The 19,222-nt window shown below is 66.6% G+C and carries 17 protein-coding genes; 8 read left to right on the top strand and 9 right to left on the bottom strand.

Features of this window, described 5'->3' with window-relative positions; translation table 11 throughout:
• Positions 1-3: 3 nt before the first annotated feature.
• Positions 4-1,260 (bottom strand): O-antigen ligase family protein, encoded by a 1,257-nt coding sequence (locus tag VGN46_RS08145; protein ID WP_331642541.1) that lies wholly within the window; start codon positions 1,258-1,260, stop codon positions 4-6.
• Between the two features lie 155 nt (positions 1,261-1,415).
• Here VGN46_RS08145 and VGN46_RS08140 point away from each other — a divergent pair, with 155 nt between their 5' ends.
• Positions 1,416-2,543, top strand: a complete 1,128-nt coding sequence (locus tag VGN46_RS08140) for a glycosyltransferase family 4 protein (protein WP_331642539.1) — start codon at positions 1,416-1,418, stop codon at positions 2,541-2,543.
• Here the strand turns inward: VGN46_RS08140 and rsmB are convergent.
• Genes rsmB through def form a run of 3 tightly spaced genes read right to left on the bottom strand, consistent with a single transcriptional unit; the run spans position 2,513 to position 5,271 of the window.
• On the bottom strand, positions 2,513-3,823 hold the full coding sequence (rsmB, locus tag VGN46_RS08135; RefSeq protein ID WP_331642537.1) for a 16S rRNA (cytosine(967)-C(5))-methyltransferase RsmB: 1,311 nt from the start codon (positions 3,821-3,823) through the stop codon (positions 2,513-2,515). The two genes, VGN46_RS08140 and rsmB, sit on opposite strands and share 31 nt — an antisense overlap.
• Positions 3,820-4,764: a methionyl-tRNA formyltransferase gene (gene fmt, locus VGN46_RS08130; RefSeq protein ID WP_331642535.1), complete on the bottom strand. Its 945-nt coding sequence runs from the start codon at positions 4,762-4,764 to the stop codon at positions 3,820-3,822. The genes rsmB and fmt overlap by 4 nt, the downstream gene beginning before the upstream one ends.
• Before the next feature lie 3 nt (positions 4,765-4,767).
• On the bottom strand, positions 4,768-5,271 hold the full coding sequence (gene def, locus VGN46_RS08125; RefSeq protein WP_331642533.1) for a peptide deformylase: 504 nt from the start codon (positions 5,269-5,271) through the stop codon (positions 4,768-4,770).
• A gap of 208 nt (positions 5,272-5,479) precedes the next feature.
• On the opposite strand from def, the gene VGN46_RS08120 reads away from it, so the two are divergent.
• From VGN46_RS08120 to VGN46_RS08090, 7 genes are all read left to right on the top strand, one after another.
• Complete coding sequence (locus VGN46_RS08120) at positions 5,480-6,634, top strand: LysM peptidoglycan-binding domain-containing protein (protein ID WP_331642531.1); 1,155 nt, start codon at positions 5,480-5,482, stop codon at positions 6,632-6,634.
• 114 nt (positions 6,635-6,748) lie between these two features.
• Complete coding sequence (gene dprA / locus VGN46_RS08115) at positions 6,749-7,888, top strand: DNA-processing protein DprA (protein WP_331642529.1); 1,140 nt, start codon at positions 6,749-6,751, stop codon at positions 7,886-7,888.
• Between the two features lie 98 nt (positions 7,889-7,986).
• Positions 7,987-10,509 carry a DNA topoisomerase I gene (locus tag VGN46_RS08110; protein WP_331642527.1) on the top strand — a complete coding sequence of 841 codons (2,523 nt, stop codon included), beginning with the start codon at positions 7,987-7,989 and terminating at the stop codon, positions 10,507-10,509.
• Position 10,510: 1 nt separating this feature from the next.
• Positions 10,511-11,080 (top strand): L-threonylcarbamoyladenylate synthase, encoded by a 570-nt coding sequence (locus VGN46_RS08105; RefSeq protein WP_331642525.1) that lies wholly within the window; start codon positions 10,511-10,513, stop codon positions 11,078-11,080.
• A 19-nt stretch (positions 11,081-11,099) separates the two neighbouring features.
• The gene (locus tag VGN46_RS08100; protein WP_331642523.1) at positions 11,100-12,458 is read left to right on the top strand and encodes an AMP-binding protein; all 1,359 of its coding nucleotides are present in this window, start codon (positions 11,100-11,102) and stop codon (positions 12,456-12,458) included.
• Between the two features lie 38 nt (positions 12,459-12,496).
• A complete protein-coding gene (purD, locus tag VGN46_RS08095; RefSeq protein WP_331642521.1) occupies positions 12,497-13,780 on the top strand; it encodes a phosphoribosylamine--glycine ligase in 1,284 nt (427 codons plus the stop codon).
• 48 nt (positions 13,781-13,828) lie between these two features.
• A complete protein-coding gene (locus VGN46_RS08090; RefSeq protein WP_331642519.1) occupies positions 13,829-15,703 on the top strand; it encodes an MFS transporter in 1,875 nt (624 codons plus the stop codon).
• Positions 15,704-15,709: 6 nt separating this feature from the next.
• On the opposite strand, the gene VGN46_RS08085 is transcribed toward VGN46_RS08090, so the two are convergent.
• Genes VGN46_RS08085 through VGN46_RS08065 form a run of 5 tightly spaced genes read right to left on the bottom strand, consistent with a single transcriptional unit; the run spans position 15,710 to position 19,202 of the window.
• Positions 15,710-16,576, bottom strand: coding sequence for a cobalamin biosynthesis protein (locus VGN46_RS08085; protein ID WP_331642517.1), 867 nt, complete (start codon positions 16,574-16,576; stop codon positions 15,710-15,712).
• A 47-nt stretch (positions 16,577-16,623) separates the two neighbouring features.
• Positions 16,624-17,610: an NAD(+) diphosphatase gene (gene nudC, locus VGN46_RS08080; protein WP_331642515.1), complete on the bottom strand. Its 987-nt coding sequence runs from the start codon at positions 17,608-17,610 to the stop codon at positions 16,624-16,626.
• Between the two features lie 13 nt (positions 17,611-17,623).
• Entirely contained in the window at positions 17,624-18,007 is a 384-nt protein-coding gene (gene erpA / locus VGN46_RS08075) for an iron-sulfur cluster insertion protein ErpA (RefSeq protein WP_246058720.1), read from the bottom strand.
• 39 nt (positions 18,008-18,046) lie between these two features.
• A complete protein-coding gene (locus VGN46_RS08070) occupies positions 18,047-18,472 on the bottom strand; it encodes a polymer-forming cytoskeletal protein (protein WP_331642511.1) in 426 nt (141 codons plus the stop codon).
• On the bottom strand, positions 18,453-19,202 hold the full coding sequence (locus VGN46_RS08065; RefSeq protein ID WP_331642509.1) for a DUF6776 family protein: 750 nt from the start codon (positions 19,200-19,202) through the stop codon (positions 18,453-18,455). The genes VGN46_RS08070 and VGN46_RS08065 overlap by 20 nt, the downstream gene beginning before the upstream one ends.
• Positions 19,203-19,222 lie beyond the last annotated feature (20 nt).

Genomic DNA, 19,222 nt, shown 5'->3' with positions numbered 1-19,222 from the left:
GGTTCAGGGACCCCGGTTCAATGATTCGCGCAGGCTGAGCATCCGGCCGATATATACGGCTAGCCCCAGCGTAAGGAAGAAATACAGTGAGTGGGGCATGGCCCGGTAGAACACGTTATCGGTCAGGCCGCAGAGCGCGTACATGCCAGTGACGGCCAGGCCGGCACAGGCCGGCATGGCGATGCCATTGTCGCGATGCATGGCGTGCCGTCCGAAGAACCAAAGCGATGCGCCGAACATCAAGAGCAGCAAGGCTAGCGCCGGAATGCCACCGGTCACCGCCCATTCCAGGTATTCGCTGTGCGGGTGGTCGTATTGCTCGATCGAATCGGCGGCCTTGCCCTCAGCGATGCGACCGCGCGCGTAGGTGCCGAACTGATTCAAGCCAACCCCGGTGAGCGGGTGCTCGGCGACGGCCGACCCGGCGTTGCGCCACATTTCGATGCGCTCGCGGACGGCGCCGGTCGTGTCGCTTTCGCTGTAGGTGGACATCTCCTCGGACACTTTCGCGAAGCGCTCGGCGACTTCCCCATGCAGGGTGGTCGTGGCGATGCCGACGACGAGGACACCCAGCACCAGCACGCCGAGCGCCTGCCGCCAGCGGCCCGTGCGCCGTGCCTGGATGACCACCAGCAGTACGACGACCGGGATGCAGGCGAGCAGCGGGCCGCGGCTCTGTGTCAGCAGCGCACCATAGAAACCCATGGCCGCGAACAAGCCATGCATGATCCGCTCGCCGGGGCGCAGCTCGAGGCGAAGCGCCTGGACGATGCCCATGAGCGACAGCACCAGGATGAACATGCCGAACTCGATCGCGCCCCACAGGCCGTTATTGATGCCGTACGCGCGATCGATGCCCTCGATGTAGTGCTGCTCCATGCAAATGAGCCCGAGCGCCGCCGCCGATGCGCTGAACCCAAGGCGCAGCACGATGGGGCGCAGGGGAGCGGCGAAACATGCCGCGATCGGCAGGAAAGCAAGGATGTGCGACATGACGTCGAACTGCCTGAGCGGGATCCCGTGGAGCAGGGTGTTACCAAGCCAGAACGCAAAGGCCAGCGCCACCGGCACGAGCACGAGCCGGGCACGGCGAAAGGCGCGGCGGGTTTCCGCATCGGTGGCGAGCAACCACAGGCCTACAAGCAACAGAATGGCGGCGGGCAGGGCCTTGGCTTTCAGCGGCAGCGCGAACGACACGGGCATGACCGCGATCAGCAGCGACAGGATCCAGGGGCGCCACGCGTTGGGTTTATCTTGCACTCGGCACCTTGTATCAGTGGGTGGCCCGTGACGGGCCCGCTCGCGCCGTGGGGCGGAAGCCGGGCACGCGAGGCATGTTACTTTAACGGATCGTGGATGCCGCTCCGTGGATACACGGTGGTCCGGCCGCAATTCAGCTACCGCAAAGGTCGGGCATGAAGGTCCTGTTGACGAACTTCCACGCTGGCGACGGCGGCGGCCACACCACGTACGTGGTCGGCCTGGCCCGTGGCCTCGCCGCACAGCATGCTGTCCACGTCGCCGCGCCAGCCGGCAGCCGGCTGAATCGCGAGGCGCGAGGCATCGAAGGCATTGCCGTGCTCGACCAGCCGTTTCCCAATGGCCTGGGCAAGCTGGCCGCGCGGCGCCGTGCCCTGCGCCAGCTGGCCGGCTGGCTGCGCGAACACGAGATGGACATCGTCCACGTGAACGGCTCGGCGGATCACCGGCTCGTGATGGCCGCCGTGCGCGGCCTGCGCCGTCGGCCCGCGATCGTTCTTACCAAGCACAACTCAAAGCCGATGACCGGCCTTGGGCACGCGTGGCGCGCGCGCTTCGGCACCGACATGGTCATTGCCGTCTGCGCCTATGTGCGGCGCCAGCTCGAGGCCTCGCCTTACGCGCGTTGTCGCCTGGCGACGGTGTTCAATGGCGTGGATATCCACCGTTTCGCGCCTGGGGCTGTCCCGGCGGGCGACCGCGCGACATGGCTCAAGCCCACCGGGAATGAGGCCGCGCTGCTCATCGGCAGCAATGCCGGTACGGCACGCTACAAGGGCTGGATGGATCTCCTGGAAGCGCTGGCGCGGCTGGGACCTGACGAGAGCGAGCGCTTCCGTGTGGTGCTGGCGGGCGGTCTGCCCGGCGCCGACGACCTTGCGCGGATCGAAGCGCTGGGCGTGTCTCACCTCGTCCATTTCACCGGGCGGCTGGACGATGTGCGGCCGATGGTGGCCTGCCTCGATGCCGGCTTCGTCCTGTCCTGGGATGTGGAGACCATCTCGTTCGCGTGTCGCGAAATGATGGCCATGGGCAAGCCGGTCCTGGTCAGCGACTACGCGGGGTTACCCGAGAACATCCGCCGGGGCAGCGATGGCTGGGTGGTACCCGCGCGCCACCTGGATGCGATCGCGGAAGCCTTGCGAGGTCTGTGGACGCAGCGCGCGGGGTTGCCTGCCATGGGGATGGCCGCTCGCGCGCATGCCGAGGCGGAATTCGGCCTGGAACACTTCGTGGACGCCACCGAGAAGGCCTACGCCGGCCTTCTTTCGAGCAAGGCGTAGTACATCCCGTCGAGGTCGCCATCGCCGGGCAATATCTGCCAGCCGATCGCGGCAGCCTGACCGATCGGGAGCGTGAACGGCACGATGCTCGCGTCGTCGCGTCCGGCCATGAACGCGCCGACGACACCTTCATTTTCCTGGCGCAGCAGCGAGCAGGTGACGTAGAGCAGCCGGCCGCCGGGAGCCAGCGTTTCCCAGCACGCGGACAGGATCCGGGACTGCTGGGCGACGAGCACGTCGATATCGGCGGCGCGGCGGTGCAGACGCACGTCGGGACGTCGGCGGATAACGCCCGTGGCAGAGCACGGGGCATCGATCATGATCCGATCGAAGGCCTGGCCGTTCCACCACGCGCTGGTGTCGCCGGCGTCGCCAACGACTACCTCGGCTTCCAGATGCAGGCGCTCCAGGTTCTGGCGGATCCGTCCGGCACGGGGACTGTCGTATTCGACGGCCAGTAGCGACACATGGGCTCGTTCCAGGACGTGGCAAGCCTTGCCGCCGGGGGCGGCGCATGCGTCAAGAACGCGCTGGCCATCCTGTACATCGAGGAGATCGGCAGGTACCTGGGCCGCGCCGTCCTGCACAGCGAAATGGCCATCGGCAAAGCCGGGCAGGCGGGTGATGTCGGTGCTGTGCGGTAGCACGAGACCATCGGCGAGCCACGGATGGAGCGCGACCTCCTGGCCGGCGGCGACGAGTGCCGCGGCGACCGCTTCGCGGCTGGCCCGCCGGCGGTTCACCCGGAGCATCAACGGGGGTTCCTGATTGGCCGCGGCCAGCACGGCCTCGGCATGACCGGGCCAGTCGTGGGCAATCGCCGAGGCGAGCCAGGCCGGATGGGCATGGCAGGTCGCCGGTACCGCATCGAGTTCGGCGATCAACGTCTCGCGTTCCCGCTGCCAGCGGCGGAGCACGGCGTTGACCAGGCCGGCGAGCCGTGGGCGGCGCAATTCGCGCGCTGCCTCGACCGTGGCGGCCACGGCGGCATAGCCCGGCAGTTGCAGGGTTTCCAACTGGACCAGGCCGGTCACCAGCAGCGCGTGGATCACCGGCTCACTGCGACGGATCGGTTTTTCCAGCAGGCGATCGAGCGCCGCATCGAAGCGCGGCCACCAGCGGGCGCCATCGTTCAACAGGGCCGTGAGCAGGGCGCGGTCACGCGGGTCGGCCAGCTTGGGTAAGGCGCGGTCCGCGGCCTCGCGCAGCGAGTGGCCCGACAGCGCGATGCTGGCGAGCGCTTCCGCGGCCAGGGCGCGGACTGATGGCGCCTTGCTCACGAAACGGCCTGCTTTAGCTCCGGCCGGGCATTGAGATAATCCGCTGCGCCAATGCGTCGGCCACCCGCGCGCTGTACGGCAGTCAGCCGTAGCGCACCCTCGGCACAGGCGATATCGATGCCATCGCGCGTGGCGGCGAACACGGTGCCGGGTTCGGCACCGGGCCTGCCAGCAATAGCGTGTGCGGCCCAGACGCGCAGGCGCTCACCCGCGATGTCGCCTTCTGCAACGGGCCAGGGGTTGAACGCGCGCACCTTACGCTCCAGCGCTGTGGCGGGTTGGCTGAAATCAAGGCGAGCTTCCGCCTTGTCCAGTTTGTGGGCGTACTCGACACCCTCCGCAGCCTGCGTATGGGGTTCCAGTACTTCACCGGCCTGGATGCGGCGCAGCCCTTCGGCCAGCGCATCGGCGCCCAGCGCCGAAAGACGATCGTGCAGGCTACCGCCGGTGTCGTCGGCGCTGATCGGCGTGCGGCGCTCGACCAGCACGGGGCCGGTATCCAGCCCGGCTTCCATCTGCATCAGGTCGACGCCACTCTCGGTGTCCCCCGCCAGAATGGCGCGCTGGATGGGGGCGGCACCGCGCCAGCGCGGGAGCAGCGAGGCGTGCACGTTCCAGCATCCCAGCCGCGGGATGGCCAGGACCTTGCGCGGCAGGATGAGGCCATAGGCCACCACCACCATGAGGTCCGGGGCATGCGCGGCAAGGCGGTCACGGTCGGCTTCGGCCTTGAACGACTCCGGCTGCTCGACAGGAATGCCAGCGGCCAGGGCCGCTTCCTTCACGGGGCTGGCGGCCAGCTTGCGGCCGCGGCCCGCGGGCCGGTCGGGCTGGGTGTACACGGCAACGACCTCGGCGCCCGCGATACGGCAGGCTTCGAGACAGGGTACGGCGAACTCAGGGGTGCCAGCGAACACCACGCGCAACGGTTGGCCCGCCATGGATCAGGCGCTGGCCTTGCGCTGTTTCTCCATGCGCTTCAGCAGCATGGTGCGCTTCAGCGGGGAGAGGTAGTCGACGAACACCTTGCCGGCCAGATGGTCCATTTCGTGCTGGATGCACACGGCGAGCGGGCCTTCGGCTTCCACGATGATCTCGTTGCCGTCCACATCGTTCGCCTTCACCTTCACCTTGAGGGCGCGGGTGACATCGGCGTAGATGCCCGGGAACGACAGGCAGCCTTCCTGATAGACCTGCTGGCCGTCCTTCTCGAGGATCTCGGCGTTGATCAGGACCATCGGGTGATCGCCGCCCTCGCTCATGTCGGCGACGAGCACGCGCTTGTGCACGTTGACCTGGGTGGCGGCCAGGCCGACGCCGTTGGCCGCGTACATGGTCTCGTACATATCGGCCACGAACTGCTTCAGCTCGGCGTCGAACGAGGTCACCGGCGCAGCGACGGTGCGCAGGCGCGGATCGGGGAATTCAAGGATGGTGAGGGTAGACACGATGTCACCTTAAGCAGTTGCGGGCCGGGGGAGGCGCGCCATGCCCGGAAAATTGCGGGCAAGTCGGCGAAAACCAAGCGCTTCGACCCTGTAGGATGCCCACACATTCTACGCTGACGCCGGGGGCCGGGCGAGCGTGGTGACATATTGTGCCCGTTAACGATTCGGTTACACTCGCGACAGCACCGGGGAAGGGGGAAAACCCGCCATGATCAAGAAGTTCGCCATGCTGCTCGGCGGCATGTTTTTTACTGTGGCCGTCTATGCCGCAGCAGCCCAGTTGCGACCGAATGCGCCTGACACCTACACGGTGCGCAAGGGCGACACCCTTTGGGATATTTCGGCGAAATTCCTCAGCAAGCCCTGGCTCTGGCCGGAGATCTGGCAGGCCAACCCCCAGGTTCGCAACCCGCATCTCATCTATCCGGGCGATGTGCTCAACCTGAGCATGTTAGGCGGGGCGCCGCGCCTCGGCCTGCAGCCGCGTATCCGCACCGACGACGATGCCATCCCGGCCATTCCGCTCGCCGAGCTGCGCACGTTCCTCAAGGAAATGCGCGTCATGGACGCGGATAGCGTCGAAAGCGCGCCGTACGTGGTCGGCTTCGAAGACGCCAAGCTGCGCGGAACCCCGGGCAACAAGGTGTATGCGCGTGATCTTGATAGCGCTACCCCGGGCCAGCGCTGGGCCATCGTTCGTCCCACCCACCGGTTCCGCGACCACGGCGACGACCCGGGCCACCTGGATGCGGTGAACGAGCCGGGTCACGGCACGTTCGTGGCGGATGACCTCGATAGCGATGTGTCGATGGCTCCGAGCCCCTGGCGCGAGGACACCACGCACGACACCCACAATGGCACCGGTACGGATGCCGGCGTTGAGGTCTCGGTCATCGGTACGGCGGAAGTGCTGGTCACGAATGGCGATATCGCCAGCCTGGTCATCGTCGATTCGACCCAGGAGATTCGTAAGGGCGATCGCTTCATGCCGGTGGACGACAAGCCCTACGATCCGTACTTCTATCCGCACGCACCGAAGTCCATGCCGACCGATCCACGGGTCATCGGCCTCACCGATGCCCGCTACGGCGTGGGTCGCCACCAGGTCGTGTCGATCTCGGCAGGCACCGCGGATGGCATCGATAACGGTGCGACGTTCACCGTGATGAGCCAGGGCGAGACGATCACCGACGAAGTCAGCGGTAACTACAACCGCCGCGGTACCTCACGCGATGCGAAGCTGCCGGATGAGTACGGCGGCCATCTCATGGTGTTCAAGACGTTCGACCACGTCAGCTACGCGCTGGTGATGGACTCGCTGCGCGCCGTACGTCGGGGTGACAAGCTGGTCCAGCCTGAGTAAGCGTTATCGGTTGAGTGGCGTGGAAAAGGGAGGCTTCGGCCTCCCTTTTTTATGCGCATTCGCCGACGCTACGCGGCGGGCGCGCGCCAACGGGCTCCCCTCTAGACTGTTCGCATGACCGACTCCGACCTCCGTGACTGGCTCATCCTTATCCGTACGCCTGGTTTTGGTGGGCGTCGCCTGCGCGAAGGCCTGGCCTTGCACGGCGGCGCGGCTGGCCTGCTGGACCGGTTCCGCCGGCACCCCGAATCGGCGCCCCGCGAGGCGCGCGAGTGGCTCGCCGCCCCCGACGAGGCTGCGGTCGCGCGCGACATGGCTTGGCTGCAAGGGAACGGGCACCGCCTGCTGCTGTGCACGGACGAGGATTTCCCGCCGCAGCTCGAGAATCTCTCGGATGCGCCCGCGGCGCTGTTCGTCAAAGGCGATGCCTCGCTGTTGCTGCGGCCGCAGGTGGGCGTTGTGGGTGCCCGGCGCGCGACGGCGCCCGGGTTGGCGACCGCGCGGCGCTTCGCCAGCGAGCTCGCCACGGGCGGCCTGCTGGTCACCAGCGGCCTGGCCGACGGCGTGGATGGCGGAGCGCATGCGGGCGCCCTTGATGCCGGTGAACCGACGATCGCCGTCATCGGTACCGGCCCCGACCTGGTCTACCCCAGCAAACACCATGCGCTTGCGCGTCGCATCGCTGAACAGGGTGCCATCGTCAGTGAATTCGCACCCGGCACGCCCTCTCGCGCCATGCATTTCCCGATGCGAAACCGGATCATCGCCGGGCTTAGCCTGGGCGTGCTGGTCATCGAGGCAGGCCTCAAGTCAGGCTCGCTGATCACGGCCCGGCAGGCTGGCGAGCTGGGCCGCGAGGTCTTCGCCCTCCCGGGGTCCATTCACAATCCCCTGGCCGAGGGCTGCCATTCGCTCATCGGCGATGGCGCGCGCCTGGTCCAGCGCAGCGATGAGATCCTTGCGGCGCTTGGCCCGGCGGCCCGGAAACTGGGCGCTGAGCTGCAGGCCAGGCTGGCCCTCGATAGCCGGTCCTCGGGGTCGCCGAGGCGTCCCAAAGGCCCCTTTGACTGGCGTGAAGATGAGGAATATCGCCGCCTTCTCGACGCCATGGGTTACGATCCCGTCCTTTTGGACGCTCTTGTGGGCAGTACGGCCCTCGCGCCTGGCGCCTTGTCATCGATGTTGCTGATGCTTGAGCTGGAAGGTGAAGTGGCTGGACTCCCCGGCAACCGTTACCAGCGAGTGGTGCGTTAAGCGCGCTGCTTGACAGGCGGTGGGGCGGTGTGTTTCCAACTAAATATAGACATACGCTGGGGTCCACTGGCCCGGGCGGACTTCGGAATCGCTAACGCATGGCAAAGAACCTCCTCATCGTCGAATCGCCGGCCAAGGCCAAGACGATCAACAAGTACCTGGGCGCCGACTTCCAGGTGCTGGCGTCGTACGGTCACGTGCGTGACCTGCGGCCAAAGGAGGGCGCCGTCGATCCGGAGCATGGCTTCGCCATGGCTTACGAGGTCATCGACCGTAACGAGAAACATGTCGATGCGATCGCCAAGGCGGCCAGCAAGGCCAGCAGCATCTACCTCGCGACCGACTTGGACCGCGAAGGTGAGGCGATCTCCTGGCACATCAGTGAGATCCTCAAGGAGCGCGGCCTGCTCGAGGGCAAGGCCGTCCAGCGGGTGGTCTTCAGCGAGATCACGCCGAAGGCCATCAAGGAGGCGGTCGCCAACCCGCGCAAGCTTTCCCATGACCTGGTCGATGCCCAGCAGGCACGCCGCGCGCTCGATTACCTGGTCGGTTTCAATCTTTCCCCGGTGCTGTGGCGCAAGGTGCAGCGTGGCCTGAGCGCAGGCCGCGTGCAGTCGCCCGCCCTGCGCATGATCGTCGAGCGCGAGCTCGAGATCGAAGCCTTCAAGGCGCGCGAGTACTGGACGGTCCAGGCCAACCTGACCCACGCGGAGGGTGCGTTCGACGCCCGCCTGGTCAAGCTCAATGGCAAGAAGTTTGAGCAGTTCGACCTCACCAACGAAACCGATGCCCTGAAGGCGCGCGCTGCGCTGGAGAAAGCGGCGGCAGGCCAGTTCACCGTCGGTGAAGTCGTCAGCCGTGAGCGCAAGCGCCGCCCGGCGCCGCCGTTCACGACCTCCACCCTGCAGCAGGAGGCCGCGCGCAAGCTCGGCTTCTCCACCAGCCGGACCATGCGCGTGGCGCAGGGCCTTTACGAAGGTGTCTCGCTGGGTAGCGAGGGCAACGTCGGTCTTATCACCTACATGCGAACCGACTCGGTTGCCCTCTCCGAGGATGCGGTGGCCGAACTGCGCGACCTGATCGGGCGCGAATACGGCAAGGGCGCGCTGCCTGACGCCGTCCAGGTCTACAAGTCGAAGGCCAAGAACGCGCAGGAAGCGCATGAGGCGGTTCGCCCGACCTCGGCCATGCTCATGCCGCGCAGCGTGGCGTCGTTCCTTAACGACGACCAGCGCAAGCTCTACGAGCTGATCTGGAAGCGCACCGTCGCCTGCCAGATGATCCACGCCACGATGAACACCGTGTCGGTGGAGTTCCCGGTGGGCGACTCAGGGTTCCGCGCCACGGGCACCACCGTCATCGATCCGGGTTTCCTCGCCGTCTATGAGGAAGGGAAGGACCAGAAGGCCGAGGATGACGATGACAACCGCCGCCTGCCGCGCCTGGCCACGGGCGATCGCGTGCCGGTCTCTGCCATCGTCGCCGACCAGCACTTCACCGAGCCGCCGCCGCGGTTCTCCGAAGCCAGCCTGGTGAAGGCACTCGAGGAGTACGGCATCGGCCGCCCGTCCACGTATGCCAGCATCATCCAGGTGCTGATCAGCCGTGAGTACGTCATGCTCGATAGCCGCCGCTTCAAGCCGACGGACGTCGGCCGCGCGGTAAGCCAGTTCCTCTCCGGCCACTTCAAGCAGTATGTCGATTACGACTTCACGGCACGCCTCGAGGATGAACTCGATGCGGTGAGCCGCGGCGAGGAGCAGTGGGTGCCGCTGCTCGAGCGCTTCTGGCAGCCGTTCAAAACACTGGTGGATGACAAGACGGAAAGCGTCGATCGCAACGAAGCGACCGGTGCACGTGAACTTGGCAGCGACCCGAAGACGGGCAAGCCGGTGTCGGTCCGCCTGGGCCGCTACGGCGCGTATGCGCAGATCGGTACGAAAGACGACGAGGCCAAGCCCACCTACGCCAGCCTGCGGCCTGGCCAGAGCATGCACACCATCACGCTGGACGAGGCGATGGAGCTGTTCAAGCTGCCGCGAAACCTCGGTCAGTCCGAGGAGGGCGACGATGTCACCGTCGGCGTGGGCCGCTTCGGGCCGTTCGTGAAACAAGGCAGTACGTACGCATCGCTCAAGGCCGAAGACGATCCGTACACGATCGAACTGCCACGCGCCCTGCAACTGGTGCAGGAGAAGCTGGAAGCGATCGCCAATCGCACTATCCTCGATTTCGGTAACGGCATTCAGGTGCTGAATGGCCGCTACGGTCCGTACATCACGGATGGCGAGAAGAACGCGCGCATTCCGAAGGATCGTGAGCCGAAGACGCTGACCGAAGCCGAATGCGTGGAACTGCTTGCTGCCGCGCCGGTGAAGAAGCCCCGCGGTGGCAAGGCCGCCAAGAAGGCTTCCGCCAAGAAGGCGACGGCGAAGAAGGCCGCCACGAAGAAGGAGCCAGCAGCGAAGAAGGCCGCGGTGAAGAAAACCGCGACCAAGAAGGCTGCGGCGAAGAAAACCACGGCAAAGAAAGCGGCCACCAAGAAAACGGCCGCGAAGAAGACTGCCGTGAAGAAGACCGCCACCAAGAAGGCCGCGGCAAAGAAGACCCCGGCCGCCTGACATGCAGGTGTTTGACCTGGACCACGTCGACGCGGCGGCCGCGCATGTGCGCGAAGGCGGTGTCCTGGCCTATCCGACCGAGGCCGTCTATGGCCTCGGTTGTGATCCGCACGATCGCGCGGCGTTCGATGCGCTTTTTGCCCTGAAAGAGCGCCCGCCGACCCAGGGCGTACTGCTGATCGCGGCGGATTTCGCCCAGGTCGAGCCCTACATCGACCTCGATGCCGTACCGGAGGCGGTCATGGCGCAGGTGCACGCGACGTGGCCCGGCCCTAACACCTGGGTGTTTCCGCGTAGCGCCCGCGTTCCTGACTGGGTCGCTGGCGCGCACGCCGGCATCGCCCTGCGCGTGACCGCGCACCCGCCCGCGGCGCGGCTCTGCCGCGCGTTCGGGGCGCCCCTGGTCTCGACCAGCGCCAACCCCCACGGACAGCCCCCGGCACGTGATGTCGCCACACTGAGCCGCTATTTCGACGAGCGCCTTGCCGCCGCGCTCGATGCGCCGTTGGGTGGGCAAGATCGCCCCACCGTGATCCGCGACGCGCTGACCGGCGCTATCATCCGCGCCTGAGGAAGGGGGTAACACGATCTTGGCGACTGTCTTTGAACAAACCGGGCGCGAAAGCGCACCGATGTTGCCGCTGCTGGCCGGCGCCCCGTCGCGGACCGTGGCCTGGCGCAGCGGGCAAGCCGTCACCGCCGCGACCTTCCTGGCCCACGTACGCCAGGTGGCGGCCGCGCTTCCCGAGGCGATCGGCGCGGTCAACCTTTGTGAAGACCGCTATGCCTTCCTCGTCGCGTTCACCGCGCTCGTATTGCGCGGCCAGGTGAACCTGCTGCCGCCGTCGCGCGCGCCGCACGCTGTCGATGATGTGATGGGAAACCACCCGGGCTGCTACGCCATTGGCGAGCTGGCACTCGATCCGGCGCCGGCCGGTTACCTGCGCCTGCCGCTGCTCGACGAAACATCCCCCGCCTACGGCGAGGTGCCCACGGTGGCGGCGGATGCTGTCGTTGCGATTGGCTACACCTCCGGTTCCACCGGTAAGCCCAAACCCAATATCAAGACCTGGGGCAGCTTCCACGCCAGCAACCTGGGCAACATCCAGATGCTGCACCGTGTGATCGGTAGCCCGTTCGACGTGGTCGCTACGGTGCCGCCGCAGCACATGTACGGCATGGAGATGTCGGTGGTGATGCCGCTCATGTCCGAAGTCAGCGTGCATGCCGGCCGGCCGTTCTTCCCGGCCGATGTCGCTGCCGCGCTGGCCTCGATGCCCGAGCCACGGGTGCTGGTGACCACGCCCGTGCATCTTCGCGCGCTGGTTGAATCCGGCGTCCAACTGCCGTCGCTAGCCGCCTTCGTCTCCGCCACGGCACCCATGCCGGTGGAGCTCGCCGTCGCGGCGGAGCAGCGCTTTGGCGCGGCCTTGTGCGAAGTGTTCGGCTCGACCGAGACCTGCGTGTTCGCCAGCCGCCGGACCGCCACGGAGGAGGAATGGTCGCTCTACGATGGGGTCACGTTGCACTCGCAGCCGGATGGCACCCTGGTCGATGCCCCCCAGCTTGCCGAACCGATGGCTCTGGCCGACATCGTCACGCTGCATGGTGAAGGCCGGCGCTTCCGCCTCTGTGGCCGGAATACCGACCTGCTGGAGATCGCCGGCAAGCGCGCCTCGCTGGGTGACCTCAACCGGCGCTTGCTCGCCATCGACGGTGTGACGGACGGCGTACTGTTCCAGCTGGACGAGCCGGATCCTTCGGGCGTCCGTCGCATCGCTGGCCTTGTCGTCGCGCCCGGGCTCACGGCGGAGTCCGTGCTGGGCGCCCTGCGCGCCGCCATGGACCCCGTTTTCCTGCCACGCCCGCTGCGCGTGGTCGATGCCTTGCCACGCAATGAGACCGGCAAGCTGCCGCGCGGCGCGCTGCTGGCGCTGGTCCAGCGCTAGGGCAGGTACAATCGCCGGTCCACGAACCGGAGATCCCCATGAAAGTCCTCGTCATCGGTAGCGGCGGCCGCGAGCACGCCCTGGCCTGGAAGCTCGGCCAGTCGCCGCGCGTCGACGAGGTGATCGTGGCGCCCGGCAACGCGGGCACCGCGGTGGAGCCAGGCCTGCGCAATGCGAATGTGGCCGTGACCGATATCGAGAGCTTGCTGGCGCTGGCGAAAGCCGAGGGCGTTGGCCTGACCGTCGTCGGCCCGGAAGTGCCCCTGGTCGCGGGTGTGGTCGACCGGTTCCAGGCCGCGGGCCTGCGTTGCTTCGGCCCGCGTGCCGCCGCCGCGCAGCTCGAGGGCAGCAAAGCCTTCGCCAAGGACTTCCTGGCCCGCCACAAGATCCCGACGGCCTACTACGCGGTGTTTACCGACCTCGAGCCCGCACTGGCTTACGTACGCAAGCAGGGCGCGCCCATCGTGATCAAGGCCGATGGTCTCGCCGCAGGCAAGGGTGTGGTCGTCGCCATGAGCCTGCCCGAGGCCGAGGCGGCGCTGAACGACATGCTCGGTGGCAAGGCCTTCGGCGATGCCTCGTCGCGTGTGGTCATCGAAGAATTCCTTGATGGCGAAGAAGCCAGCTTCATCGTTATCGCCGACGGTACGCACGCATTGCCCATGGCGACCAGCCAGGACCATAAGCGCCGCGACGATGGCGACAAGGGCCCGAACACCGGTGGCATGGGCGCGTACTCGCCCGCGCCGGTGGTCACCGACGAGGTGTCGGCGCGGGTCATGCGTGAGATCATCGAACCGACGCTCGCCGGTATGGCCGCCGATGGCACCCCGTTTACCGGGTTCCTGTATGCCGGCCTCATGATCGACAAGTCCGGCGCAGCCAAGGTCATCGAGTTCAACGTGCGCTTCGGCGATCCGGAAACCCAGCCGATCATGCTACGCCTGCAGTCGGATCTGGTGGACCTGGTCGAGGCAGCACTCGATGGCGACATCACCCGCGCCGGGGCGACGTGGGATCCGCGTCCTTCGCTGGGCGTGGTGCTCGCTGCGGGCAACTACCCCGGCAAGGTGCGCAGCGGCGATCTCATCCAGGGCGCCGATACCGATTTCGGGCCGGACGTGAAAGTGTTCCACGCCGGCACGGCGTTGGATGCGGAGGGCCGTCCGGTCAGTGCCGGTGGCCGCGTGCTCACGGTTTGTGCGTTAGGGAGCGATCTGGTCGAGGCGCGCGCCCGTGCGTATGCCGCGCTCGAAAAGGTCACGTTCGCGGATGCGTTCTTCCGTCACGACATTGCCCATCGGGCACTCGCGCGCGGATAACCAACCGCTCGGCTACACTGCGGCCACACCGCCAGGATAGCCAACGGAATGTCCCAGTTTTCCCTGCTCGGCAAGCGTCGCTTCGCGCCGTTCTTCTGGACCCAGGCACTCGGGGCCTTCAACGACAACGCGTTCCGTAACGCCATGGTCATGTTGGTGGCGTTCCAGATGGCGCTCCCGGATAGCCAGGTCTCGCTCTACACGAACCTGGCGCCAGCGCTGTTCATCCTGCCGTATTTCCTGTTCTCCGCGACCGCCGGTCAGCTGGCGGAGAAGTTCGAAAAAACCCGCATCATTCGCTTCGTGAAGCTGTTCGAGATCGCCGCCATGGCGATCGCCGCCATTGGCTTCCACACGCATCATGTCTCCCTGCTTCTGATCGTGCTGTTCCTGATGGGTGTGCACTCCACCGTGTTCGGACCGATCAAGTATTCGATCCTGCCGCAAGCGTTGGAGCGCAGTGAGCTGGTGGGCGGCAACGCGCTGGTCGAGACCGGTACACAGCTGGCGATGCTGATCGGCATGATCGTCGGCAACTCGCTCATGCTCATCGCCGGCTATGGCACGACCGCCGCGTCAGCCGCGACCCTCGTCATCGCCGTGGCCGGCTACCTCGCCAGCCGGACGATTCCCGCAGCGCCCGCGACCGCGCCGGATCTTCGCTTCAACTGGAATCCGTTTTCCGAAACCTGGCGCGTGCTCAAGCTGACCCACGCCGATCGTGCGGTGTTCAACGCGGTGCTGGGTATCTCGTGGTTCTGGTTCTTCGGGACGGTGATGATCGCGCAGCTGCCGAATTACACGCGCCATGTGCTTGGCGGCGATGGTTCGGTGAATACACTGGTGCTCACCTTGTTCTCGCTGGGTACCGGTATCGGCTCGTTGCTGTGTGAAAAGCTATCGCGCAAGCGCGTCGAGATTGGTCTGGTACCGATGGGCGCCTTCGGGCTTACGGTATTCGCCATCGATCTGTATTTTGCGCGGCCCGCGGTGGGTGCCGGGGCGTCGCTGACATGGAGCGCATTTCTCAGCGTGCCGGGCGCGTGGCGCGCCGCCATGGACCTCACCCTGATCGGTGCCTTCGCCGGCTTCTACGTCGTTCCGTTATTCGCCTTCGTACAAAGCCGTGCGCCGCGCGACAAGCTCTCGCGAATCATCGCGGGCAATAACATCGTCAACGCCCTGCTGATCTGCATCGCCTCGGGGTTCGGCATTGGCCTCACCGCCATGGGTCTCGATACCCCCACCATCTTCCTGATCACGGGCATCATCAATATCGCGGTGGCCGTGTACATCTTCACGCTGGTGCCCGAGTTCATGATGCGGTTCATGACGTGGGTCATCGTGAATACGCTTTACCGCGTGCGCGTCGATGGCTTGAAGAACGTGCCTGACGAAGGCGCGGCCGTCGTCGTCTGCAACCACGTGAGCTTTATGGATCCGCTGATCCTTATGGCCTGTGTGCGCCGGCCCATGCGCTTCGTGATGTATTACAAGATCTTCAACGTGCCCGTGCTGAACTTCATCTTCCGCACGGCCAAGGCCATTCCCATTGCCGGGCGCAACGAAGATCCCGTGTTGATGGACAAGGCCTTCGAGCAGATCGACGAAGCCCTTGCTGCCGGCGAGGTGGTGTGCATTTTCCCTGAAGGTGGCCTGACGCGCGACGGCGCGATCGCGACGTTCCGCCCCGGCATCGATCGCATCCTCGCGCGCCGGCCGGTGCCGGTCGTGCCGCTGGCCTTGCGTGGCATGTGGGGCAGCATCTTCAGCCGGCGCGATGGTGCGCTGCGCCGCGCGCGCTTGCCGCGGCGGTTCTGGTCACGTATCGAACTGGTGGGCGGTTCGCCGTTCCCCGTGGGTACGGCGAATGCCCCGGTGCTCGAAGCGCGCGTCAGCGAGCTCCGTGGCGACAAAGCGTAAAGCGGCTCAGGCGAGCAGCGCGGCCAGCACGATGATCGCGACCACCGCCAGCCACACGACTAGCACGCGCCGGATCACCCGGCGCGCATCCTCCAGCGCGGTGACCGGATCGCTCACGTCTTGCGCGTAACCATCACCGGCTTCTACATCGGCATCGACGCCGGCGCGGGCCACGGCAGCCAGGAAATCCGGCTCGAGTCGCGAGCGCGGGCTACCGGATTGGCGGTGCCAGGTTTTCCAGGCGCCCATCACGGCGTCGAAATCCGATACGAGCGCCATGGCGAAGACCATCAGGTGCGCCGGTAGCCAGTCGAGCGCGTCGGCGAGGCGCTGCGCTGCACTGCGCGTGCTGGCATCGAGCGCCAGCGTCGCATCGCGGCCAAGCGTCTGCGCGAGGCGATAACCCAGCGCGCCGGCCGGGCCGAGCAGGAAGAACCAGAACAGGACACCGAAGCGACGGCGCAGCGCCGCGTAGAAGGTGGCCTCGACGATCGCAGGGGCGAACCAGGGCAGCGGGTCGGCATCGACGCGCAGCGCGGCCACGGCCTCGTCGCGCCGCAGCGTGTCGGTCGCGCGCACGACATGCTCGATGTCCGCTTCGATCTCGCGTGGGCCCAGGGTGTAGACGAGCACAACGATGGCGAAGGCCAGCCAGGCCAGGTCGAACAGCGGCAGCGCGCGGAGGATGCCAGCGACGATCGCGCAGGCCAGCACGGGTACGAGCAGGATGATCGCCACGCGACCCGGCCCGGAGGTATCGCCAAGGCGGCCTACCCAGCGGTGGAACCAGCGTTCGTCGCGCCAGCGCACCAGCTGCGGCACGCTCCAGGCGATGACGAGGGCGATGAGGACAGCGAGCAGACGTAAGGCCATGGCAAGAGCGCGATCAACAGGACGTTGGCCCGATTGTAGGCGAAGCCTTAGCGCTTGGGCGCGCTGGCTATCAGTTCGGCGAGGCTGACGCCACGCAGACCCAGCCAGTGCTCGATCAGCCGATAAGACACCGATAGCGGCGGCGGGACGCCCAGCGTGCCGGAGGCCATGCCTTGCACGATGTCATCAACGGTGAACCAGCGCGCATCCTCTAGCTCATCGTCGCGCAGGTGGATCTCGCGCGTTTTAGCCACGGCGGTGAAGCCGACCATGAGGGAGGCGGGCAGGGGCCACGGTTGCGAGGAGTGGTAGGTGGCGTGGAGTACTTCGACCCCGGATTCTTCGCGGACTTCGCGTTTGACCGCGTCTTCTAGCGATTCCCCAGGTTCGATGAAGCCCGCCAGTGTCGAATACCTACCTGCCGGCCAACCGCGTTGGCGGCCGAGCAGGCAGGTATCGCCGTGTTCGACGATGACGATGATGGCGGCATCGGTACGCGGGAAGTGCAGGTGCGCGCCATCCGGGTTCGTGCATTGCACGCGGTGGCCTGCGGCGACCACCACCGTCGGCGAGCCGCACAGCGTGCAAAAGCGGGTTTGCCGCTGCCAATGGGTGACGCCCTTCGCAAAGGCGAAGAGCCCGGCATCGAACGCATCAAACAGCAGGCCGGCCTCACGCAATGACATGCGCCGTGCGCCGGTCATGCCCTGGAAAAGCGCCGCATGGGCCTCATCCAGGACCAGGGCGAACCATGCGCGGCCATCCGCCAAACCGAGCAATGTGGATGGGACATCGCCAAAGCGCTCGCCGCGCATGGCAGGTGACATCCACTGGGGTGCGTCAGCGTCCTGGGTAACGAAGGCCTGGCCTTCGCTATCGAGTATGAGAAAGCGGGTGCCCTGGGCACGCTCGGTTTCTTCCACCCATAGCCGGTCGTCGCGACGCTCAGCCATGCGATCGATATCGATGCCGGCGAATACGTTCTCCCGGGCACGGCTCGCAGCGGCTTTATCGCGCTCCTGCTCGACGCTCACGCGGCCCGGCCGGTCAGGCGCTAAAGGACGAACCGCAGCCGCAGGTCGTCTTCGCGTTGGGGTTGCGAATGACGAACTGCGAGCCGCTGAACGACTCGGCGTAGTCGATTTCCGCGCCGGTCAGGTACTGCAGCGAGAGCGGATCGACCACGAGGGTGACGCCTTCACGCGATACGGCGAGGTCATCCTCGGCCTGTTCTTCGTCGAAGGTGAAGCCGTACTGGAAGCCCGAGCAACCGCCGCCGCTGATGTACACGCGTAGCTTGAGGCCGGGGTTGCCTTCCTCTTCGATAAGTTCGTGCACCTTGCGGGCGGCGGCTTCGGTGAAGACCACCGGCGTGCCTGCCGACCGGTAATCCGGTGCGCCGGTCGGGGCCATGGGGAATGGGTTGTTCATAGCGTCCATAATGGCGCCGATCGCCCGCAGGTCAAGCCTTTAGGTGAGGGCCGGCGCCGCGTCGATGGCCTGCTGGGCCAGCTGGCGCACGGTCACGGGCGCCTGGTGGATCATCTTGCCGTTCACCTGGGCCCCGGCCGCCATTTCCAGGACCTGGTAATGCACATCGCCGTCCACGCGGGCCAGCGGCGCCAGCTCAAGCCGTTCGGCGACGTTGACGTCGCCCTTCACGCCACCGTTGATCACGGCGTGCGGGACCTCGATCCGGCCGACCACGTTGCCCGTCTCACTGACCGTGAGTACGCCGTCACCACTCAGGTCGGCGTGGATCGAGCCCTCGACGGTGCCATCCAGGTGCAAGGCCCCGGAAAAATGAACATCGCCGCGCACGGTGACGCCGCGGGCAATGAGGCTGGTGGCAGCGCCCACAGACGGCGCGGCGGACTTACGGTTGCTGCTGAACATCGGTGACCTCGTCGGTTCGGGTGGCGTCGGCCCAGGCGATGGCGGACGTGGCGGTATCGCCACCGTCAGCGCCCGCGCTGAAACGTAGCCGCGTGGGCTTGAACCCCGCAGGTACGGTAAAGCTGGCCTGGACCTGCTGGAAGTATTTGAAGGAGAAAGGAATGCCGGTGGACGCCGCCGACTGGCCCAGGGCTGCGCCCTGCAGGGTGGCGACCTTGCTGCCCTGGATGCCCTCGACAGCCATGCTCAGGTTGCCTTTCACCAGGTCGCCGCGGCGGGCGTTCTGGGTCAGGGTCACCACGAGGTTCCAGGCACTGGGCATGCCGGGCACCGCCGTCACGCGTGCGCCCTGGATCTTCAGCCCATCGCGCTGGCCCGTCCCTCCGACCAGGCGTGAGTAAAAGGCAAGGTCCGTGCGCAGGCCGCTGATTTCTTCGTCACGCTCGGCCAGGTTCTTCTTGAGTTCTTTCGTGGCGATATCGGCCACCTGATCGGCCCGCTGCAGGTTGGCCACTTGCTGGCGCAGATCGTCGTTCTCCGCGCGGAGCGCGCGGGCACCTGTGCGGCCAGGGGCCGAAGGGGCCGTATCCGCGCCGGACCATGCCCACGCGAGCCCCGCAACCAGCGCAAGGCTCGCCAGCCAGCCAGCGCCCCACAGGACTTTCGTCCGGCGGTCGCGGGCTGCATCGTGTGTGCGCACGACGAAGCGAGGCGGATGGCGTGGCGCCATGAAGGGTTCCGTGCAAGAAA

The sequence above is a fragment of the Luteibacter sp. genome, from assembly GCF_036500425.1.
Classification (GTDB): domain Bacteria; phylum Pseudomonadota; class Gammaproteobacteria; order Xanthomonadales; family Rhodanobacteraceae; genus Luteibacter.
The sequence above is the reverse complement of the archived record's forward strand: the minus strand, read 5'-3'. Positions and strand labels throughout refer to the sequence as shown.

Excerpts from the sequence above, each read along its gene's own strand:
- VGN46_RS08140 (WP_331642539.1), top strand. The coding sequence starts at position 1,416 with ATGAAGGTCCTGTTGACGAACTTCCACGCTGGCGACGGCGGCGGCCAC.
- fmt (WP_331642535.1), bottom strand. The coding sequence starts at position 4,764 with ATGGCGGGCCAACCGTTGCGCGTGGTGTTCGCTGGCACCCCTGAGTTC.
- VGN46_RS08120 (WP_331642531.1), top strand. The coding sequence starts at position 5,480 with ATGATCAAGAAGTTCGCCATGCTGCTCGGCGGCATGTTTTTTACTGTG.
- dprA (WP_331642529.1), top strand. The coding sequence starts at position 6,749 with ATGACCGACTCCGACCTCCGTGACTGGCTCATCCTTATCCGTACGCCT.
- VGN46_RS08110 (WP_331642527.1), top strand. The coding sequence starts at position 7,987 with ATGGCAAAGAACCTCCTCATCGTCGAATCGCCGGCCAAGGCCAAGACG.
- VGN46_RS08105 (WP_331642525.1), top strand. The coding sequence starts at position 10,511 with ATGCAGGTGTTTGACCTGGACCACGTCGACGCGGCGGCCGCGCATGTG.
- purD (WP_331642521.1), top strand. The coding sequence starts at position 12,497 with ATGAAAGTCCTCGTCATCGGTAGCGGCGGCCGCGAGCACGCCCTGGCC.
- VGN46_RS08090 (WP_331642519.1), top strand. The coding sequence starts at position 13,829 with ATGTCCCAGTTTTCCCTGCTCGGCAAGCGTCGCTTCGCGCCGTTCTTC.
- VGN46_RS08085 (WP_331642517.1), bottom strand. The coding sequence starts at position 16,576 with ATGGCCTTACGTCTGCTCGCTGTCCTCATCGCCCTCGTCATCGCCTGG.
- erpA (WP_246058720.1), bottom strand. The coding sequence starts at position 18,007 with ATGAACAACCCATTCCCCATGGCCCCGACCGGCGCACCGGATTACCGG.
- VGN46_RS08070 (WP_331642511.1), bottom strand. The coding sequence starts at position 18,472 with ATGTTCAGCAGCAACCGTAAGTCCGCCGCGCCGTCTGTGGGCGCTGCC.
- VGN46_RS08065 (WP_331642509.1), bottom strand. The coding sequence starts at position 19,202 with ATGGCGCCACGCCATCCGCCTCGCTTCGTCGTGCGCACACACGATGCA.